Raw genomic sequence first — 16,728 nt, forward strand, 5'->3', positions numbered from 1 at the left:
GCACCGCAGCGGAGGTGGTTGCGCTCAGGCGCGCGGGTGCGCCTGCCGGAAGGCAGCCCTCAACCGTTCGGAGGTGACGTGGGTGTAGAGCTGCGTGGTGGCCAAGGATGCGTGACCCAACATCTCCTGCACGCTGCGCAGATCCGCTCCTCCCTCGAGCAGGTGCGTGGCCATGGCGTGACGCAGACCGTGCGGGCCGAGGTTGGGCGAGTCAGGGATGGCCTCGAAGGCGCGATGGACGACACGTCGGGCCACGCGAGGGTCGAGCCGGGCGCCGCGCCGACCGAGGAACAGTGCCGGGCCCGAGGCAGCGACGGCCCACTCGCCCCTCACCGCCAGCCATGCGCGCACCGCGCGCCCGGCCCGCTCACCCAGCGGCACCGTGCGCTCCTTGTTCCCCTTGCCGAGCACTCGCAGGGTTCCGCGATCGGAATCCAGGTCGTCCACGTCGAGCCCGCAGAGCTCACCGACCCGGATCCCCGAGCCGTAGAGCACCTCGAGCAGGGCGAGGTCGCGAGCCGTCCCTGGTCCCGGTTCCTCACCGGCGTGTGTGATGGCCGCCTCGAACAACTGGCTGAGCTCGGTGATGCTCACGTCCGGGGGAAGCCGTCGGGGCACCTTGGGTGACTTCAGTCCGGCGGCCACGTCGAGGGCCACGATGCCCTCGGCGTGCAGCCACCGGAAGTACACCCGGACGGCCGCTGACCGTCGCTGCAGGGTGGCTGCCGCGGCCCCGTCCGCGACCTGGTCGGCGAGCCAGGCACGCAGGTCCCGCAGCTCGACCGCCGACCAGTCGCTGAGCTCGCGTTCGTGCAGCCACAGTGCCAGCGCGGCCAGGTCTCCCCCATAGGCGCGGCGGGTGTGGTCGCTGCGCTGACGGTCCATCCGCAGCCAGGTGTCGAACTCGGCCAGACCGTCGGCGAGCGAAGCGGGCACAGTCACCGGTCCAGTGTGCCCAATCGGGCTAGGTTGGGCGCATGAGCACGCTGCTGGTGGGTTGTTTCACGGACGAGTCCGGGGTCGGCGGCCTGCAGTTGTTCGGGGTGGACGGACACCAGCTCACCCCGATCGCGCAGGCCGCGGTGCCCTCCCCGACTTGGCTGGTCGAGGCCGGGGACCATGTGGTGGCCGCCTCTCACACCCAGGGTTCGCCCCTGGTGCGACTCGACGTCAACGCCGACGGCATCACCGTGGGATCACGTCGCGACACGTCGGGACTGGACGGTTGCCATGCCTCCTTGTCCCCCGACGGCTCCGCGGTCGCCATCGCCCACTACAGCTCGGGGTCGCTCGCCGTCGTCCCCCTGGTCGAGGGCGGTTGGGGGGACGCGACCGTCGTGCGCTTCGGCGGCCAGTCAGGTGTGGTCCCCGACCGGCAGGAGGCCCCGCATGCCCATCAGGCCGTCTGGCTCGACGAGGAACACCTGCTGGTGTGCGACCTCGGCGCCGACGCCATCCGGGTGGTGAGCTGGCTCGACGGTCACCTCAGGCAGGTGGGCAAGATCACCACGACTCCCGGCTTCGGGCCGCGGCACCTGGTCGTCCGACGCGTGAACGGCCCGCATGGCGCACAGACCCAGGTGGCCGTCGGCGGCGAACTGGATGGCAACGTCGCCTCCTATCGGCATCACGACGGTACTGGCGGCTCCCCGGACTGGACGACGGGTTGGGAGCGCGTCTCACAGGTGCAGGGCACCTTGGTCGGGGAGGCCCAACCATCCGCCCTGCGCCTGCTCGACGAGCAGACCCTGGTGGTCGCGAACCGTCGCATCAACACCCTCGGCGTGCTCGAGTGGCACGAGTCGGGACAACTGGTGCTGGCCGACGAGTTCGACTGCGGGGGTGACCACCCACGCGACGTCGTCGTCCACGAAGGAGACATCTGGGTGGCCAATCAGGGCACGGGTGACGTGTGCTGCTTCACCCGGCGAGGGCTGGACTCCGAGACCTGCAGTTGGCGCCTCGCCTCGCGGACGTCCGTGGAGGCTCCGGGCGCGCTGCTGTTCCGCTGACTTGGCTAGGTTGGTCCCATGAGTGTCATCGCCATCACCAATGCCCATGTGGTGCCTGTCGTGGGGGAACCCTTCGACGGCACTGTGATCGTCGAGAACGGCAAGATCTCCGCCTCAGGTACTGACGTGCAGGTGCCCGAGGGCGCCGAGGTGGTGGACGCCGGGGGTCGGTGGTTGCTGCCCGGGTTGGTCGAGGCCCACGGCCACGTCGGCATCCACGAGGAGGGCATCGGCTGGGCCGGCAATGACACCAACGAGGGCACCGAGGTGAACGGAGCGCGGTTCCGCGCCCTCGATGCCATCCATCCCTCGGATGAGGGGTTCCGGGACGCCTTGTCGGGTGGGGTCACCTCGATGGTGGTCAAGCCGGGCTCGGCCAACCCGATCGGTGGCCAGACGGTTGCGATCAAGTGCTGGGGGCGAATGGTCGACGAGATGGTGTTCAAGCAGCCCGTCTCGGTGAAGTCGGCCCTGGGCGAGAACCCCAAGCGTTTCCACGGCCAGGAGCGCAAGGTGCTGCCCACGACCCGTCAGGGTGTCGCGGCCGTGCTGCGCGAGGCCTTCACCAAGGCCCAGGACTACTCGGCTCGCAAGAAGCATGCGGAGTCCGAGGGCAAGCCCTTCGACCGCGACCTCACCTTCGAGACCTTGGTGCAGGTGCTCGAGAACGGTCTGCCCTGGTGCCAGCACACGCACCGGGTCGACGACATCGCCACCGCCATCCGGCTGGCGGACGAGTTCGGCTACAAACTCGTCATCAACCACGGCACCGAAGCCCACCTGCTCGCCGACCTGATCGCCGAGCGGAACCTTCCCGTGGTCATCGGACCGCTGATGACGTCGCGCTCGAAGTGGGAGGTCAACCAGCGCTCTCTGGCCAACCCGGGCCATCTCGCCCGGGCCGGGGTGCAGATCGCGATCACCACCGACGCGCCCGTCATCCCCATCAACTTCCTCATCTACCAGGTGATCCTCGCCGTCAAGGAGGGCCTCGACCGGCGCACCGGCATCGAGTCGGTCACCATCAACCCGGCCCGCATCCTCGGGCTGGACGACAGGGTCGGCTCGATCGAGACCGGCAAGGATGCCGACCTGGCGCTGTGGAGCGGTGACCCGCTCGACATCTACAGCCGGGTCGAGACCGTGTGGGTCGACGGCCGGCAGGTCTACACCTGGGACGACGAGACCGCCGAGGGCGTCACCCTCGACCCCTATTCGACCTTGGGCAGCACCGTGAAGCCCCCGCAGCGAGGACGCCGATGAGCACCGAACCCGTCCCCAACTCAGCGACAGCGCGCACCCTGGAGGACCTCCTCACCGGAGGGTCCGTCCGGCGGATCACCCGGTGGGGCGAGCCCGTGCTGCACGCCAGGACTCGTCCGGTCACCGAGTTCGACGACGACCTGCACGCCCTGCTCCGTGACATGTTCGCCACCATGGAAGCCGCTGAAGGTGTCGGTCTGGCCGCCACCCAGGTGGGCGTCGACCTGGCCGTCTTCGTCTACGACTGCCCCGACGATGACGGCGTCCGCCACGTCGGTGTCGTGTGCAACCCGTCGGTCACCCTCCCCGAGGGACGCGACCGCAAGCTGGAGTCGACCGAGGAGGGATGCCTGTCCTGGCCGGGCGCCTACCAGCCGCTGGCTCGTCCGGATCGGGCGACCTGCACCGGCCAGGACGCCTTCGGTGAGGACGTCACGCTGGTCGGCACGGGACTGTTCGCGCGCTGTCTGCAGCACGAGTCGGACCACTGCTTCGGCACGGTCTTCGGTGACCGCCTGTCGGCTCGCTCGCGGCGGCTGCTCGACCAGCAGAAGGACGACCTCGCCGACCGCTACCCCGACGACTGGCCCGTGAACCCGAAACTCGCCCCGCACGAGGTGCACGACACCGTCTGAGGGAAGGTGGCGCCGCCACCTGGGGGCATCTACCGAGTCGCGTAGAACGCGACGGCCGATGAGGCCGCCACGTTGAGGGAGTCGATCCCACCCATCATCGGGATCGTCACCCGCGCGTCGATGAGGGCGTCGGTGGCCGGGGTCAAACCGTGCCCCTCGTTGCCGAAGATCATCACGAGCCGCGAGTGGTCCTGGGCCACCAGTTCATCCAGACTGATCGAGCCCTCCCCCAACGACATGCCCGCCACGAAGTAGCCCGCCTCCTTCAGTTGCGTGATGCCCGACGGCCACGGATCGGCGCGCACCCACGGCACCTGGAAGACCGCACCCATCGAGACCTTGATCGAGCGGCGGTACCACGGGTCGGCGCAGCGTGGGGTGACCACCACGGCATCCACCCCCAGCGCCACCGCACTGCGGAAGGCCGCCCCCACGTTGGAGTGGTCGACGAGGTCTTCGAGCACGGCGATCCGGGAGCGAGGGCCGGCACCCCACTGCACCTGGTGCAGCAGGGCCGCCAGGTCGTCGTGTCCGGTGGGCCGCTCGATCGCGGCCAGGGCCCCACGGTGCACGTGGAATCCGGTCACCTGCTCGGCCAGGGCTTCGGTGACCACGTGCACGGGCACGTCGATCGGGTCGAGAACATCGCGCAGACCCTCGATCCAGCGGGGCGCCAGCACCACCGAGCGCGGATGGTGACCCGACTCGATCGCCCGCCGGATGATCTTGTGCCCCTCGGCGATGTAGAAGCCGTTCGCGGCCTCGAGGCTCTTGCGCAGTTGGGTGTCGCGCAGACTCACGTAGTCAGCCAGACGGGGATCGTCGGGGTCGGTCAGTTCCTGATAGGTCGCCACCCGGACGAGGCTATCGACTCGGGCTGGGCCAGCCACCGCGGCGGGGCGTAGGCTCGGTCGACGATGAACCTGCTCAAGCGCCTCCGGCTCGACACCTTCCTGCTCGCCATCGTGACCTCGGCGGTGATCGCCACCCTGCTTCCCGCTCGGGGGGTGGCCGTGCCCCTGTTCGACCACGGCACCACAGCGCTGATCGCCCTGCTGTTCTTCCTCTACGGCGCCCGATTGCACCCCGAGCAGGCCATCGCCGGGCTCAAGCACTGGCGGCTGCACTCGGTGATCCTCGGATTCACCTTCGTGTTGTTCCCGCTGCTGGGTCTGGCGATCCATGCGATCGCGCCGACGTTCACCACCCCTGCCCTGGCCATGGGGCTGCTCTACCTGACGCTGGTGCCGTCGACGGTCCAGTCGTCCATCAACTTCACCTCGGTCGCGGGCGGCAACGTCGCGGGTGCCGTCGTCGCGGCCTCGGCGTCCAACCTGATCGGCGTGGTGCTCACCCCCGCGTTGGTCCTGCTGCTGATGGGGGCGGGCGGCCTTCACATCGACCCCTCCTCGATCCTCGACATCGTGCTGCAGATCCTGGTGCCGTTCGTGGTGGGGCAACTCTCCCGTCGCTGGACGGCAGGGTTCGTCGACCGCAACAAGAAGGCACTGAAGTTCGTTGACCAAGGCGTCATCGTGCTGGTGGTCTACAACGCCTTTTCGGCCGGTCGACGCGAGCACATCTGGTCGCAGGTCTCGGTGATCGACCTGCTGGCGGTGCTGTTCGTCAGTCTGGTCGTGCTGGCGGGCATGCTGTCGCTCACCTGGTACAGCTCGGGCTGGATGAAGTTCAGCCGCCCCGACCGGATCGCCATCATGATGTGCGGGACGAAGAAGTCGCTGGCCTCCGGGCTGCCCATGGCGACCGTGCTGTTCGCGGGCACGCAGACGCCGGCCAGCCTGATCGTGCTGCCCCTGATGGTCTTCCACCAGGCCCAGCTGATGGCCTGTGGAGCCATCGCCGGACGACTGGCCAGGGCACACGTCGCCGCTGGAACGGTCAGCCCTGACCCGGCTCGTCCTGACGCGGCTCGTCCTGACGGGGCGGGATCGGCTGACCCGGCTGCTGCTCGCTGATCTGTGCCCCGGGCTGGGCCCACGGATTCTGCGGGCTCGACTGGTAGGCCTGCCGCCCCTGGTAGTCGGAGGGCTGCTCCTGGAACTGGGGCCCGTGGCTGGAGAACGGATCGGGATCGACATGTCCCATGTCGTGCTGCACCAGGCTCTGGTCGGCAGGCTCGCTCGACTGGGTGAGCTGTTCGGGTGACTGCGACGGCTGGACCGCCGCCGGCTGACGGCGCTGCGCACCCCGGCGGATCGCGTTCGGGTTCTCCAACTCCGCAGCCTCGCGGATGGCCTTCTGCACCGCTTCGTCGGAGCGCTGCTTCTCATCGGCCTTCTGCTGCTCGATCTCGGCGAAGACGTCAATCTTCTCCGGTGCGGTGAACGGTCCCGAGGCCTTCACCGGAGCCGCGGCCGGCACCCCGCCCACGGCCGGGTTCTCACCGGACGAACCGCCACCCATCACCTGACCGAGACCCTTGAGGGCGTCGTTGAGTTCCGACGGCACGATCCACATCTTGTTGGAGTCGCCTCGGGCCAGAGTCGGCAGCATCTGCAGGTACTGGTAGGCCAGCAGGCCCTGGTCGGGCTGGCCGGCGTGGATGGCGTTGAAGACGGTGGTGATGGCCTGGGCCTCACCCTCGGCCCGCAGCATCTGGGCCTGTCGATCGGCCTGGGCACGCAGCACCTGCGCCTCCCGCTCACCCTGGGCTCGCAGGATGGCCGACTCGCGGTCACCCCCGGCGGAGAGGATCTGCGACTGCCGCTGGCCCTCGGCGATCAGGATCTGGGCGCGCTTGTCGCGTTCGGCCCTGGCGCCCTTCTCCATGGCGTCCCGGATCGTTGCCGGCGGCTCGATGGCCCGCAGCTCCACCCGGTTGACCTTGATGCCCCACTTGCCGGTGGCCTCGTCCAGGACGGCACGGAGACGCTGGTTGATCTCCTCACGGCTGGTCAGGGCCGCCTCCAGGTCCATGCCGCCGATGATGTTGCGCAGCGTGGTCATGGTGAGCTGCTCGATGGCAACGTGGTAGCTCTGCGCCTCGTAGGCGGCGCGCACCGGGTCGACGATCTGGAAGTAGATGACCGAGTCGATCGAGACCATCAGGTTGTCCTCGGTGATCACCCCCTGCGGCGGGAAGGGTTGCACCTGCTCACGCATGTCGAGGGTGTACTTGGCTCGGTCGATGATCGGCACGATCAGGTGCGGCCCCGGCTCGAGGGCTGCCCGGAACTTGCCCATGCGTTCCACCAGGGCAACGCGCTGCTGCCCCACGATCTTCAACGACTGCGCCAGCACGATCAGCAGCACGCCGATCAGCACGATGGCGATCACGTATTCCATGGAGTTCCTCGTTCCTCGTCGAACCTGTTCACTGGCAATCGGGCTTCACCGGCACTCGGTCTTCACTGGCGATCGGTCGTCATGGGCGATCGGCCGGGTAGACCACGAGGGTGGTGCCGTCCACCTCGTACACCTCGACGCGTTCGCCCACCTCGATGGTGACCTTGGGGTCGTAACTGCGCGCGGTCCAGGTGTCGCCGTTCACCTTGACCTCGCCGTCGGAGTGCGAGATCGCCCGGGTGGTGAGAGCAGTCGAGCCCACCAGCTTGCTGATGGAGTTGCGGTACCCGGGCGCCCGACGCATCCGGGCCAGCAGGGTCGGACGAAGACCGAGCAGCATGGCCAGCGCCACCACCACCCCGACGATCACCTGGACCAGCCAGGCATGCGGGAGGAACACGGCGACGCCCGCAGCTGCGAACGCCCCTCCCGAGAGCATGAGCAGGGTGAGGTCGAGCGTCAGCATCTCGGCGCCCGCGAGCACCAGGCCCACCATCAACCAGGCGGCCCAGGCATGTTCGCGGAACCACTCACCCATGGCTCACCCGACTCGCTGACCCTGGCGCGCCGCGCGGGCCGTCCAGCGCCCATGGTCGACGGCCACCGTGAGGGGAAGGTCGAAGGTCTGGGTCATCGTCTCGGAGGTGAGCACCTCGTCGATCGGACCGGCCGCCACCACCCGTCCCTGCTTGAGCAGCAGCGCGTGGCTGATCCCCTCGGGGATCTCCTCGACGTGATGGGTCACCAAGACCGTCGCAGGAGCGTAGGGATCGGTGCAGATCTCCGACAGGGTGCCGACCAGCGACTCGCGGCCGGCGACGTCGAGACCCGCGGCAGGCTCGTCCAGGAGCAGCAGTTCGGGATCGGTCATCAGGGCGCGCGCCAGCAGCACGCGCTTGCGCTCGCCCTCCGACAAGGTGCCGAAGGTGCGGTCGACGAGGTGGTCGACCCGCATCTGCCTCATCAGGTCACCGGCGCGCTCGACATCGAGCGGGTCGTACTCCTCGACCCAGCGACCGAGCACCGCATAGGAGGCGCTCATCACGACATTGTCGACGGCCTCGCCGCGGGGCACGCGGTCGGCCAGCGCAGCGGAGGTCATGCCGATGCGGGGACGCACCTCGAAGACGTCGACGGTGCCCATCACCTCTCCCAGCAGCCCCACCAAACCCCGGGAGGGGAACATCTGCGCTGCGAGGATCTGCAACAGCGTGGTCTTGCCGGCCCCGTTGGGGCCGATGATGACCCAGCGCTCACCCTCGCGGACCGTCCAGTTGATGTCGTCGAGCAAGGTCGCCCTGCCACGCACGACACCGACACCGTCCAGTTCCACGACCACGCTCATACCCTCCAACCTACCCGAGCGCGGGTGCCCCATGACGACCACGCACTACCCTTGCGGCCATGGCGATGGACGAGCCTTGTTGATCGAGGCGCTGCGACTGGCGGCGGGGCTCAACTCGGCGTCAGCGCAGGTGGTGAACGTGCCCGAGGTCGAGCACGCGCTGCTCCGCAACGGGCTGGTCATGCACGTCACCGACCCCGACGACGTGTTGGGTCTCGGCGAGCCCGCCAGCACCGTGCGGGTGGCCCTCACCAGAGCCGTGCGCGAGGCCGGTGAGGGTGCCTGTTGGGCGGTGGCCCTCCCCCGCCACGGACGATCCGGCGGCCTGAGGGGCCCGCGGCCGCTGACCGAGGCCGCCCTCCTGGCAGCAACGGGGGACGACGACCTGACGGCCGCGGTGGTGGTGCCCCACGCAGGAGGCGCGGCCTGGCTCCCGCACCTGCTGGGCTTCCCCGAGACCGAGGCGGTGCAGTGGCGGCTGTGGCGGGCGGATCGTCCGCTGGTCGAACTGACGCCCTCGGAGGCCTCCCGCTCCCTCACCACGGCGTTGGTGGCGGCCGCCGCGCGACTGCAGTCCCTCGGGGTGAGCGGGGGCACCAGACCCTCCTCGACCAGCACCGTGCGGCTCGGCCCGGCCTATCCCGACTCGTCGCAGGTGCTGCTTGATCGCGCCCTGGTGGTGCTCGACGCCTGTCGCGCCGCCCTGTCCCGCCCGGACGAGGTGCTGCACTCCCACGGGGTGCTCACCCGGGAGCGCGAACTCGGCTCCTTGGTCGACGTCTGCCACGACGTCGTGCAGGCCTGCGTGAGCTGGCCCAGCCACGCCATGCGCTGAGGAGCCTCCCGATCAGCGATCCACAACCGTTGCAGGGCTGGAGAACTTGCCTGGCGCGAGCAACATCGGGGGCCCTCGCACGGTTTCGGATCGCCAGCAATGGCCGACGGTGGTCGGAAGCGCCACGGGATGAAGTTGCCCCTGCGCCCATGCGCCACACCGCCGCACCATCGCCCACCCGTTAGGGTGGAACGCATGTCGGGACCGATCTTCGCCATCGGCGGCGCCGAGGCCAAACTCAGTCGCCGCACCGTGCTGCGAGCGTTCCTGAAGGCTGCCGGGGGTGCCAACGCGCGGATCGTCGTCATCCCCACCGCCTCCTCCCTCGGCCCCGAGGTGATGGACGTCTACGACGCGGCCTTCACCTCACTGGGGGCACAGGAAGTGCTCGAGGTCAGGCCACAGACCCGCCTCGAGTCGGATGACCCGGCCCTCGTGGAACGCATCGACCGCGCCACCGGCGTGTTCATGACCGGGGGCAACCAACTGAAGCTCACGGCCGTGATCACCGGTACCCCCGTCGGCCAGGCCATCCTGAGAGCCCACGAACGAGGCGCAGTCGTCGGTGGCACCTCGGCCGGGTGCTCGATCCTGGCGGAACACATGATCGCCTTCGGAGCGGCCGGACCCACCCCGAAGCAACGCATGGGCCAGATGGCCGGCGGACTGGGACTCGTGCCGGGAGTGATCCTCGACCAGCACTTCGCCCAGCGCAATCGTTACGGGCGCCTGCTGGCCCTCGTGGCCCAGTCACCCTCGCTGCTCGGCCTGGGGGTCGATGAGGACACGGCCGCGGTGTTCACCGACGATGGCCTGATGACCGTCGTCGGCCGCGGCGCGGTGACCATCGTCGACGGGTCCCATGCCATCTCGGACGCCCCCACAGCGCAGCAGACCCAACCGCTGTTGGTCTCGGGAGTCACCATGCACGTGCTCCCCGCCGGTCAACAGTTCCACATGGCCTCGCGCACCTACCGTCCCCACATCCCCAAGGTGCCCCTGAGCGAGAAGCGCGAGATCACGGCGGCAGCCGAGTCGTTGCGCCAACTGGCCCGCGACATCGCGTCCGAGGGGGCTGACACCTTCGGTTACGAGAAGCGCAAGTCGCGCCGTCGTCCCAGCGCGGAGGCGAGCTGAGGGCGCCGACCACCAGCGCTCCCCCGCCGGGAACAGTCGTGGAAAGATGCAGCCCATGAGCGAGACCACCACCACCGTGCCGGCACCGGAGTTGCGGATCGAGTCGTCCCGAGTCTTCCGGGGACCCAACGTCTGGCACTACCGCAAGGTGGTTCAACTGGTCGTCGACCTCGGGGTGCTGGAGCAGTTCCCCACCGACACCCTTCCCGGTTTCGCAGACACCCTGTACGCGATGCTGCCGGGCCTGTGGAACCACCACTGTTCACGCGGCCGCAAGGGCGGATTCGTGGAGCGCCTGCACGAGGGCACCTGGCTGGGGCACGTGACCGAGCACGTGGCCATCGAACTGCAGACCCAGGTCGGGCATGACGCGCGCCGCGGCAAGACCCGTTCGGTGAAGGGGGAACCGGGCAAGTACAACGTGATCTACGCCTACCAGGACGAGTTCGTGGGCCTGGCCGCCGGCGAACTCGCAGTCCGACTCGTCAACCACCTGGTCAGCGCCGAACCCGGCTTCGATCTCGGCACCGAGATCGATTCCCTGGCCCGCACCGCCGAGCGGTACGCCCTGGGCCCCTCGACCCAGGCCATCGTCGACGAGGCCGTCAGCCGTGACATCCCCTGGCAGCGGCTGAACTCCGCCAGCCTCATCCAGTTGGGCCAGGGAGTGCACCAGCAGCGCATCCGCGCCACCATGACCTCGCGCACCTCGAACATCGCCGTCGACATCGCCTCCAACAAGCACCTCACCCTGGAACTGCTGGGCAACGCCGGTCTGCCCGTGCCCCGATCCGCGTCCGTGCGCACCCTGGCCGAGGCCCAGCGGGAGGCCCGCCGCATCGGCTACCCCGTGGTCATCAAACCCCTCGACGGCAACCACGGACGAGGGGTGAAGCTCAACCTCGCCGACGAACAGGCGATCGCCGACGTCTGGGAGGCATCACGGGCCGAGTCGAAGCGTGGGGTGATGATCGTCGAGAGCTTCATCACGGGCCGCGACTACCGCTGTCTGGTGATCGGCGGCCAGATCGCCGCCATCGCCGAGCGTGTTCCCGCCCACGTGGTCGGCGACGGACGACACACGATCACCGAACTGGTCGAGCAGACCAACGCCGATCCAAGGCGAGGTGTGGGCCATGAGAAGGTGCTCACCCGCATCCGGATCGACCAGGATGCCGTCGACCTGGTTGCAGGTCAGGGCATGGGCATGGATGACGTACCCGAGCCCGGCCGGGTGGTGCAACTGACCCTGACCGGCAACATGTCGACCGGTGGGATCTCCATCGACCGCACCTTCGAGGCCCACCCCGAGAACATCGAGATCGCCGAGGAAGCCGCCCGCATCATCGGCCTGGACATCGCCGGCATCGACTTCATCTGCCCCGACATCACCCAGCCCGTGCGTGAGACCGGGGGTGGCATCTGCGAGGTCAACGCCGCGCCGGGGTTCCGGATGCACACGCACCCGACCATCGGTGACCCTCAGTACATCGCCAAGCCCGTGATCGACATGCTGTTCCCGACGGGCACTCCGAGCCGGATCCCGATCGTCGCGGTCACCGGCACCAACGGCAAGACCACCACCAGCCGCATGATCGCCCACATCTTCAAGGGGATCGGTCGCAAGGTCGGCATGACCTCGACCGATGGTGTGGTCATCGACGAACGCCTGGTGATCAAGGCCGACGCCTCCGGACCACGCTCGGCCCGGATGGTGCTGCAGAACCCGCGGGTCGACTTCGCCGTGCTCGAGGTCGCGCGCGGGGGCATCCTGCGTGAGGGGCTGGGCTACGACTACAACGACGTCGCCGTTGTGCTCAACGTCACTCCCGACCACCTGGGCATCCGGGGGATCAACACCCTGGCGCAGTTGGCGGCGGTCAAGCAGGTGGTGGTCGAGGCCGTGCCCCGACACGGCTACGCCGTGCTCAACGCCGACGACCCGAACGTGGCCGGCATGCGGCGTGCCTGTTCGGGACGGGTCGTCTGGTTCAGCATGCGCCAGCCGGGCGAGGCCTCGCGAGACATGGTCGAGGACCACTGCCGTCGGGGCGGGCGGGCGGTCGTCCTCGACTCCTCCGAGATGGGAGACCGGATCATGCTGCGCGACGGGCGCCGCTCGATGCAGATCGCCTGGACCCACCTGATGCCCTCGACCTTCGGGGGGCGAGCCGTGATGAACGTGCAGAACGCCATGGCCGCGGCCGCCGCCGCGTACTCGTCGGGGGCCTCCCTGCACGACATCCGCCAAGGGCTGCGCACGTTCTCGACCAGCTACTACCTGGCCCCCGGTCGGCTCAACGAGGTGACCGTGGACGGTCGGACCGTCATCATCGACTACTGCCACAACGCACCGGGCATGGTGATGCTGGGCGACTTCGTCGACCGCACTGCCGCGGAGTCGGAACAGACGACCGGACGACCCATGCACCGCATCGGGGTGATCGCCACAGCAGGCGACCGACGCGACGACGACATCGCCGAACTGGGACGAGTGGCTGCCCGGCACTTCGACCACGTCGTCGTCCGCGAGGATGCCCGCACCCGGGGCCGGCAGGTGGGTGAGACCGCCCGTCTGACGGTCGAGGGGGTGGAAGAGGCCATGGCCAAGGGGGCCCGCTGCCAGCGGGTGGAGGTCGTGCTCGACGAACTCGAGGCCACCCGCCACGTGATGTCCCTCAGCTCCCCGGGCGACCTGGTCGTCATCTGCTCCGACTCCCATGCCCGGGTGATGGCAGAACTCGAGAACCAGGGACACCGGGCCACCCCCAGCGACCACGAGTCGCCCCACGGGTGAGCATCCTCGGTCAGTGGGGGCGGCTGCTCCTGCACACGTGGGCAGACCTGGTCGGCCTCGACCCCATCGGCTCACCTTCGCTGACGGTACCGGGGGTGCTCGACAGCCACCCGGGCGCCCTGGCCTGGTCAGTGGTCGTCACCATCCCCCTGGTCGCGGCCCTCGCCGGAATGGTCGGCGACATCGGGCTGGTGGTGATCAACAACATCCGCGGCGTCGGTGTGGTCGTGGCCGGCCTGCTGTCGGGGGTGCAGACCATCCTGACGCACGCCGTGCAGGGTCTGCTGCTGTGGGCGATGGTGCTGGTCTCGCCGGTGCGGACCCCGCCGTTGACGGTGGTGGTGCAGGTGGTGCTGGTCTCGCTGGCGCCGCTGTGGTTCAGCTGGGTGGCCATCGCACCGTTCATCGGTCCCCTGCTCGAGCGGGCGCTGCACGTGTGGCAGTTCCTGGTGATGTGGTCGCTCGTCTCAGACCTCACCGGACTCCCGTGGTGGTCACTCGCGCTGGTCACCGTCGCCTGGCTGGCCCGTCAGGTGCTGGTGGCGGTGGTCCGCGTCCCGCTGGCGGTCGTCCGGGAGGCGGTCTGGTGGCGGCTGACCGGCACGAGGCGCCTGCTCAGCGCCCAACAGGTCTTCGCCGAACTGTCCGCACCCGCAGCGGCGGAGGAACTCGCCCTTGCCCATGGCCCTCGGGCGAAGCCGGGGAAGGGTACCCAGCCGTGATCGGGCAGGTGCTGGCCGCGATCACGGCGCTCGCGGTGCTCGCCTGGTTGGTCTCGCCGTTGGAGTCGCTGGTCTGGTGGTCCAGACGGGGACGAACCGCGACCCAGCAGGCGCGTCTCGAGGTCGCGGCTGCCCTGTCCGAGCCCCGTCGGCCATCCATTGCGAGGGCGCGCACCCGCTGCTACGTGGTCTACCTGTCGGGCGTAGCCCGCTACGACGACGGGCTGGTGCCCCGGGCAGAACGTCCCATCCTCGAGCGTCTCGAGCAGACCTTCGGCGACCTGCGCGTGGTCTCGTCCATCTACCCCTACTCCGTCGACAACCGGGGGCTGACCGACGACCGGCGCAGTTCGGTCGTCTGGCGGTTCCTCGTCCGACTGCAGGGCCGACGGGGTCTCGTGTCGCTGCTGTCGCTGGTGATCAACCTGCGCAACGTCTTCCAGGTGCTGGTCTCGGCCGACGAGCGGTACGGCCCCGTCTTCTCGGCCGGCGTGGCGACGACGATCTGGAGGCAACTGCGGGAGGCCGGCCATCGTCCCGGTGAGGGTTCGTCGGTGGTGCTGCTGGGCTGGAGCGGGGGCGCCCAGATCGCCGCAGGAGCCGCGTGGTACCTGGCCGCGGCCGGGGCGAGGGTGCACCTCATCTCGCTGGGAGGCGTGCTCAACGCCGACCCCGGTATCGACCGAGTCGCCAGTCTCACGCATCTGGTCGGCAGCCGTGACTGGCAGGCGCGCTGGTTGCCCCTGGTCGTCTTCCCCGGACGACGCGGCATCTCGCGGCGGTCGTCCTGGCGACGTGCGGCCGAGGACGGACGACTCCGCCAGGTCGTGATCGGGCCGTTCAAGCACGTCGGACGAGGGTCCTACCTCTCGGGGGCGCGCATCGTGGGTGACGGGCGTAGCTGCTCGCAGGTCACCAGCGACGCCATCGCGGAGGCGGTTCGGCTCCATGACCTCGCCACCGATCGGTGACCGGTCACGACGACCCGTCACCGAGGACGAGGGAGCGGATCTCGTCGACGCTGGCCGCATGGCCCCCGTCGGCCCCCATGCGCGCCTTCACCTCGTCACGCTGCTGGTGGGACATGAATCCGATCACGTCACCGGGGGCCGTGTGCCCCATGACCCACTCGAGGGCCTCGAGCTCGCTGTCGAATCGTGCCGACAGCGAGGTGCCCGTCGGCTCGAGCCCTTCGGCGACCCATTCGGCCAACTGGTTGGGGTCTGCACCGCGCAGATAGTGGGAGGTGCGGGTGTAGACCACCTGCTGGGCGGCCAGTCCTGCCATCTCACCGAGTTTGCGGAAGGCATCGGGTTGCCGGTCGCCGGCCATCGACAGGCTCACCACCAGAGCGGCACCGGGGCCACGCAGGCCGTGGCAGATGTCGAGCAGCGCCTGCAACCCGGCCTCGTTGTGCGCCACGTCGATCACGAAGATCCTGTCGCGGTACAGCCAGATGGCCATCCGTCCGGGGTTGTTCTGCTCGGGCAGGAAGGAGGTCAGTCCTTCCGCGATCTGGGGAGCAGTGAAACCCAGGGCCATCGCTGCGCTGGTCACCCCCAGTGCGTTCTCGACGTTGGCTCGCGACAGACCGCACAACGTCATGGGCACGTCGACGAGATCGACCACCGGCACCACCCGGCCGTGGGTGACCACGACGACCGCACCGTCCAGCACGGTGGTGGCCCGGCCCCCCTCGTCCAGCGCGGTGCGCAGCGACGGGGAGTTCGGGTCGGGTGAGAAGATCCACGGACGAGCGGCGGTGAGATGACGCATGGCGAAGACCCGCGGGTCGTCGCCGTTGAGCACGGCCCAGCCCTTCGGCTTGGTGATGCGGGGCACCACCGACTTGACCTCGGCGAGCTGGTCGAGGGTGTCGATGCCCTCCAGTCCCAGATGGTCGGCTGTGACGTTCGTGACCACGCTGACGTCGAATCGCCGCACCCCGATCCCGCGCCGGAGGATGCCCCCTCGGGCGGTCTCCGTGACCGCCAGGTCGAGGGGTGAACACTTGAAGACCTCGCGGGCGCCACCAGGGCCGGAGTAGTCACCGTCGACCACCAGTCGACCGTCGTGGTGCACCCCTTCGGTGCTCGACCAGGCGACGTGTCGCCCGGCCGTCATCGCGACGTGGGCAATCATCCGGCTGGTGGTGGTCTTGCCATTGGTGCCGGTGATCCCGACCACCGGCACGCTCGGCTCGATCAGACGTGGCTCGCCCCCTTCGTCGGCGGCGCGCAACCGCTCACCCGCGCGCACGAGGGCCGCGTCAATGGTCCGCCGACGGGAGCCTGCGGCATCCAGCACCTCAGAGATGCCCTCGGCCAGGGCGTCGACCTTGCCGGTGTGGCGCCACGGCACGGCGACGACCACCTCGTTGGGGTGGGTACCGCGCCTGGATCGCACGGCGAGCCGGACGACTCCCCCGCGCCGGGCCACCTGGCGGGTGAGCGCGCTGACCAGCCTCGACAGGGTGAACCAACGCAGTTCCGAGTTCGGGGCGCCGACCGCCGCGGTACGCATGCCGACGGCGCGGGCGAGGCTGAGGGCGCTCCCCTCGGGCAACTCGGCGAGTCCTGACACGTCGAACGTCAGCTTCACCGCTGGCCGTGGGAAGTAGAGGTTGGCTCCCTCCAGCAGCCGGTGCTCGAGCAGCGCCCCCGCCTGCCCCATGTC

14 protein-coding genes and 1 pseudogene are annotated in these 16,728 nt (G+C 69.2%); 9 read left to right on the forward strand and 6 right to left on the reverse strand.

Going from position 1 to position 16,728, the window contains the following annotated elements; translation table 11 throughout:
• Nucleotides 1–24: 24 nt before the first annotated feature.
• Nucleotides 25–942, reverse strand: a complete 918-nt coding sequence (locus QQZ11_RS00520) for a tyrosine recombinase XerC (RefSeq protein WP_284548114.1) — start codon at nucleotides 940–942, stop codon at nucleotides 25–27.
• Nucleotides 943–977: 35 nt separating this feature from the next.
• Between QQZ11_RS00520 and QQZ11_RS00525 the strand changes: the two genes are divergently transcribed.
• From QQZ11_RS00525 to def, 3 genes are read left to right on the forward strand one after another with little or no spacing between them, the layout of a single operon-like run.
• Nucleotides 978–2,012 carry a lactonase family protein gene (locus QQZ11_RS00525; RefSeq protein ID WP_284548117.1) on the forward strand — a complete coding sequence of 345 codons (1,035 nt, stop codon included), beginning with the start codon at nucleotides 978–980 and terminating at the stop codon, nucleotides 2,010–2,012.
• Between the two features lie 18 nt (nucleotides 2,013–2,030).
• Nucleotides 2,031–3,275, forward strand: coding sequence for an amidohydrolase (locus tag QQZ11_RS00530; RefSeq protein ID WP_284548119.1), 1,245 nt, complete (start codon nucleotides 2,031–2,033; stop codon nucleotides 3,273–3,275).
• A complete protein-coding gene (gene def, locus QQZ11_RS00535) occupies nucleotides 3,272–3,910 on the forward strand; it encodes a peptide deformylase (RefSeq protein ID WP_284548120.1) in 639 nt (212 codons plus the stop codon). Before QQZ11_RS00530 ends, def begins: the two co-directional genes overlap by 4 nt.
• 29 nt (nucleotides 3,911–3,939) lie before the next feature.
• Here def and QQZ11_RS00540 read toward each other — a convergent pair whose 3' ends face one another.
• Nucleotides 3,940–4,764, reverse strand: coding sequence for a TrmH family RNA methyltransferase (locus QQZ11_RS00540; protein WP_284548121.1), 825 nt, complete (start codon nucleotides 4,762–4,764; stop codon nucleotides 3,940–3,942).
• Between the two features lie 63 nt (nucleotides 4,765–4,827).
• On the opposite strand from QQZ11_RS00540, the gene QQZ11_RS00545 reads away from it, so the two are divergent.
• Nucleotides 4,828–5,886, forward strand: coding sequence for a bile acid:sodium symporter family protein (locus tag QQZ11_RS00545; RefSeq protein WP_446698794.1), 1,059 nt, complete (start codon nucleotides 4,828–4,830; stop codon nucleotides 5,884–5,886).
• 243 nt (nucleotides 5,887–6,129) lie between these two features.
• On the opposite strand, the pseudogene QQZ11_RS00550 reads toward QQZ11_RS00545, so the two are convergent.
• The 3 genes and pseudogenes from QQZ11_RS00550 to QQZ11_RS00560 form a co-directional block, all read right to left on the reverse strand.
• Nucleotides 6,130–7,216 (reverse strand): annotated as a pseudogene (locus tag QQZ11_RS00550) (SPFH domain-containing protein); the annotation flags it as partial.
• A 79-nt stretch (nucleotides 7,217–7,295) separates the two neighbouring features.
• Nucleotides 7,296–7,754, reverse strand: a complete 459-nt coding sequence (locus QQZ11_RS00555; protein ID WP_284548122.1) for an NfeD family protein — start codon at nucleotides 7,752–7,754, stop codon at nucleotides 7,296–7,298.
• A gap of 3 nt (nucleotides 7,755–7,757) precedes the next feature.
• Complete coding sequence (locus QQZ11_RS00560) at nucleotides 7,758–8,561, reverse strand: ABC transporter ATP-binding protein (RefSeq protein WP_284548123.1); 804 nt, start codon at nucleotides 8,559–8,561, stop codon at nucleotides 7,758–7,760.
• A 31-nt stretch (nucleotides 8,562–8,592) separates the two neighbouring features.
• On the opposite strand from QQZ11_RS00560, the gene QQZ11_RS00565 reads away from it, so the two are divergent.
• The 5 genes from QQZ11_RS00565 to QQZ11_RS00585 all read left to right on the forward strand — a co-directional run bounded on the left by QQZ11_RS00565 (nucleotide 8,593) and on the right by QQZ11_RS00585 (nucleotide 15,023).
• The gene (locus QQZ11_RS00565; RefSeq protein WP_284548124.1) at nucleotides 8,593–9,396 is read left to right on the forward strand and encodes a hypothetical protein; all 804 of its coding nucleotides are present in this window, start codon (nucleotides 8,593–8,595) and stop codon (nucleotides 9,394–9,396) included.
• Nucleotides 9,397–9,591: 195 nt separating this feature from the next.
• The gene (locus QQZ11_RS00570) at nucleotides 9,592–10,533 is read left to right on the forward strand and encodes a cyanophycinase (protein WP_022909818.1); all 942 of its coding nucleotides are present in this window, start codon (nucleotides 9,592–9,594) and stop codon (nucleotides 10,531–10,533) included.
• Between the two features lie 55 nt (nucleotides 10,534–10,588).
• Nucleotides 10,589–13,330 (forward strand): cyanophycin synthetase, encoded by a 2,742-nt coding sequence (gene cphA / locus QQZ11_RS00575; protein WP_284548125.1) that lies wholly within the window; start codon nucleotides 10,589–10,591, stop codon nucleotides 13,328–13,330.
• Nucleotides 13,327–14,052, forward strand: coding sequence for a hypothetical protein (locus QQZ11_RS00580; protein WP_284548126.1), 726 nt, complete (start codon nucleotides 13,327–13,329; stop codon nucleotides 14,050–14,052). The genes cphA and QQZ11_RS00580 overlap by 4 nt, the downstream gene beginning before the upstream one ends.
• Nucleotides 14,049–15,023: a hypothetical protein gene (locus QQZ11_RS00585; protein ID WP_284548128.1), complete on the forward strand. Its 975-nt coding sequence runs from the start codon at nucleotides 14,049–14,051 to the stop codon at nucleotides 15,021–15,023. Before QQZ11_RS00580 ends, QQZ11_RS00585 begins: the two co-directional genes overlap by 4 nt.
• A gap of 4 nt (nucleotides 15,024–15,027) precedes the next feature.
• Here the strand turns inward: QQZ11_RS00585 and QQZ11_RS00590 are convergent, their stop codons facing one another.
• Nucleotides 15,028–16,725: a Mur ligase family protein gene (locus QQZ11_RS00590; RefSeq protein ID WP_284548129.1), complete on the reverse strand. Its 1,698-nt coding sequence runs from the start codon at nucleotides 16,723–16,725 to the stop codon at nucleotides 15,028–15,030.
• Nucleotides 16,726–16,728: the final 3 nt, after the last annotated feature.

This window comes from Aestuariimicrobium sp. T2.26MG-19.2B (assembly GCF_950101875.1).
Lineage (GTDB): Bacteria > Actinomycetota > Actinomycetes > Propionibacteriales > Propionibacteriaceae > Aestuariimicrobium > Aestuariimicrobium kwangyangense.

What these genes read in the sequence shown, in the direction of transcription:
- QQZ11_RS00530 (WP_284548119.1), top strand. Translation starts at nt 2,031, where the DNA reads ATGAGTGTCATCGCCATCACCAATGCCCATGTGGTGCCTGTCGTGGGG.
- cphA (WP_284548125.1), top strand. Translation starts at nt 10,589, where the DNA reads ATGAGCGAGACCACCACCACCGTGCCGGCACCGGAGTTGCGGATCGAG.
- QQZ11_RS00545 (WP_446698794.1), top strand. Translation starts at nt 4,828, where the DNA reads ATGAACCTGCTCAAGCGCCTCCGGCTCGACACCTTCCTGCTCGCCATC.
- QQZ11_RS00570 (WP_022909818.1), top strand. Translation starts at nt 9,592, where the DNA reads ATGTCGGGACCGATCTTCGCCATCGGCGGCGCCGAGGCCAAACTCAGT.
- QQZ11_RS00565 (WP_284548124.1), top strand. Translation starts at nt 8,593, where the DNA reads ATGACGACCACGCACTACCCTTGCGGCCATGGCGATGGACGAGCCTTG.
- QQZ11_RS00555 (WP_284548122.1), bottom strand. Translation starts at nt 7,754, where the DNA reads ATGGGTGAGTGGTTCCGCGAACATGCCTGGGCCGCCTGGTTGATGGTG.
- def (WP_284548120.1), top strand. Translation starts at nt 3,272, where the DNA reads ATGAGCACCGAACCCGTCCCCAACTCAGCGACAGCGCGCACCCTGGAG.
- QQZ11_RS00590 (WP_284548129.1), bottom strand. Translation starts at nt 16,725, where the DNA reads ATGGGGCAGGCGGGGGCGCTGCTCGAGCACCGGCTGCTGGAGGGAGCC.
- QQZ11_RS00525 (WP_284548117.1), top strand. Translation starts at nt 978, where the DNA reads ATGAGCACGCTGCTGGTGGGTTGTTTCACGGACGAGTCCGGGGTCGGC.
- QQZ11_RS00560 (WP_284548123.1), bottom strand. Translation starts at nt 8,561, where the DNA reads ATGAGCGTGGTCGTGGAACTGGACGGTGTCGGTGTCGTGCGTGGCAGG.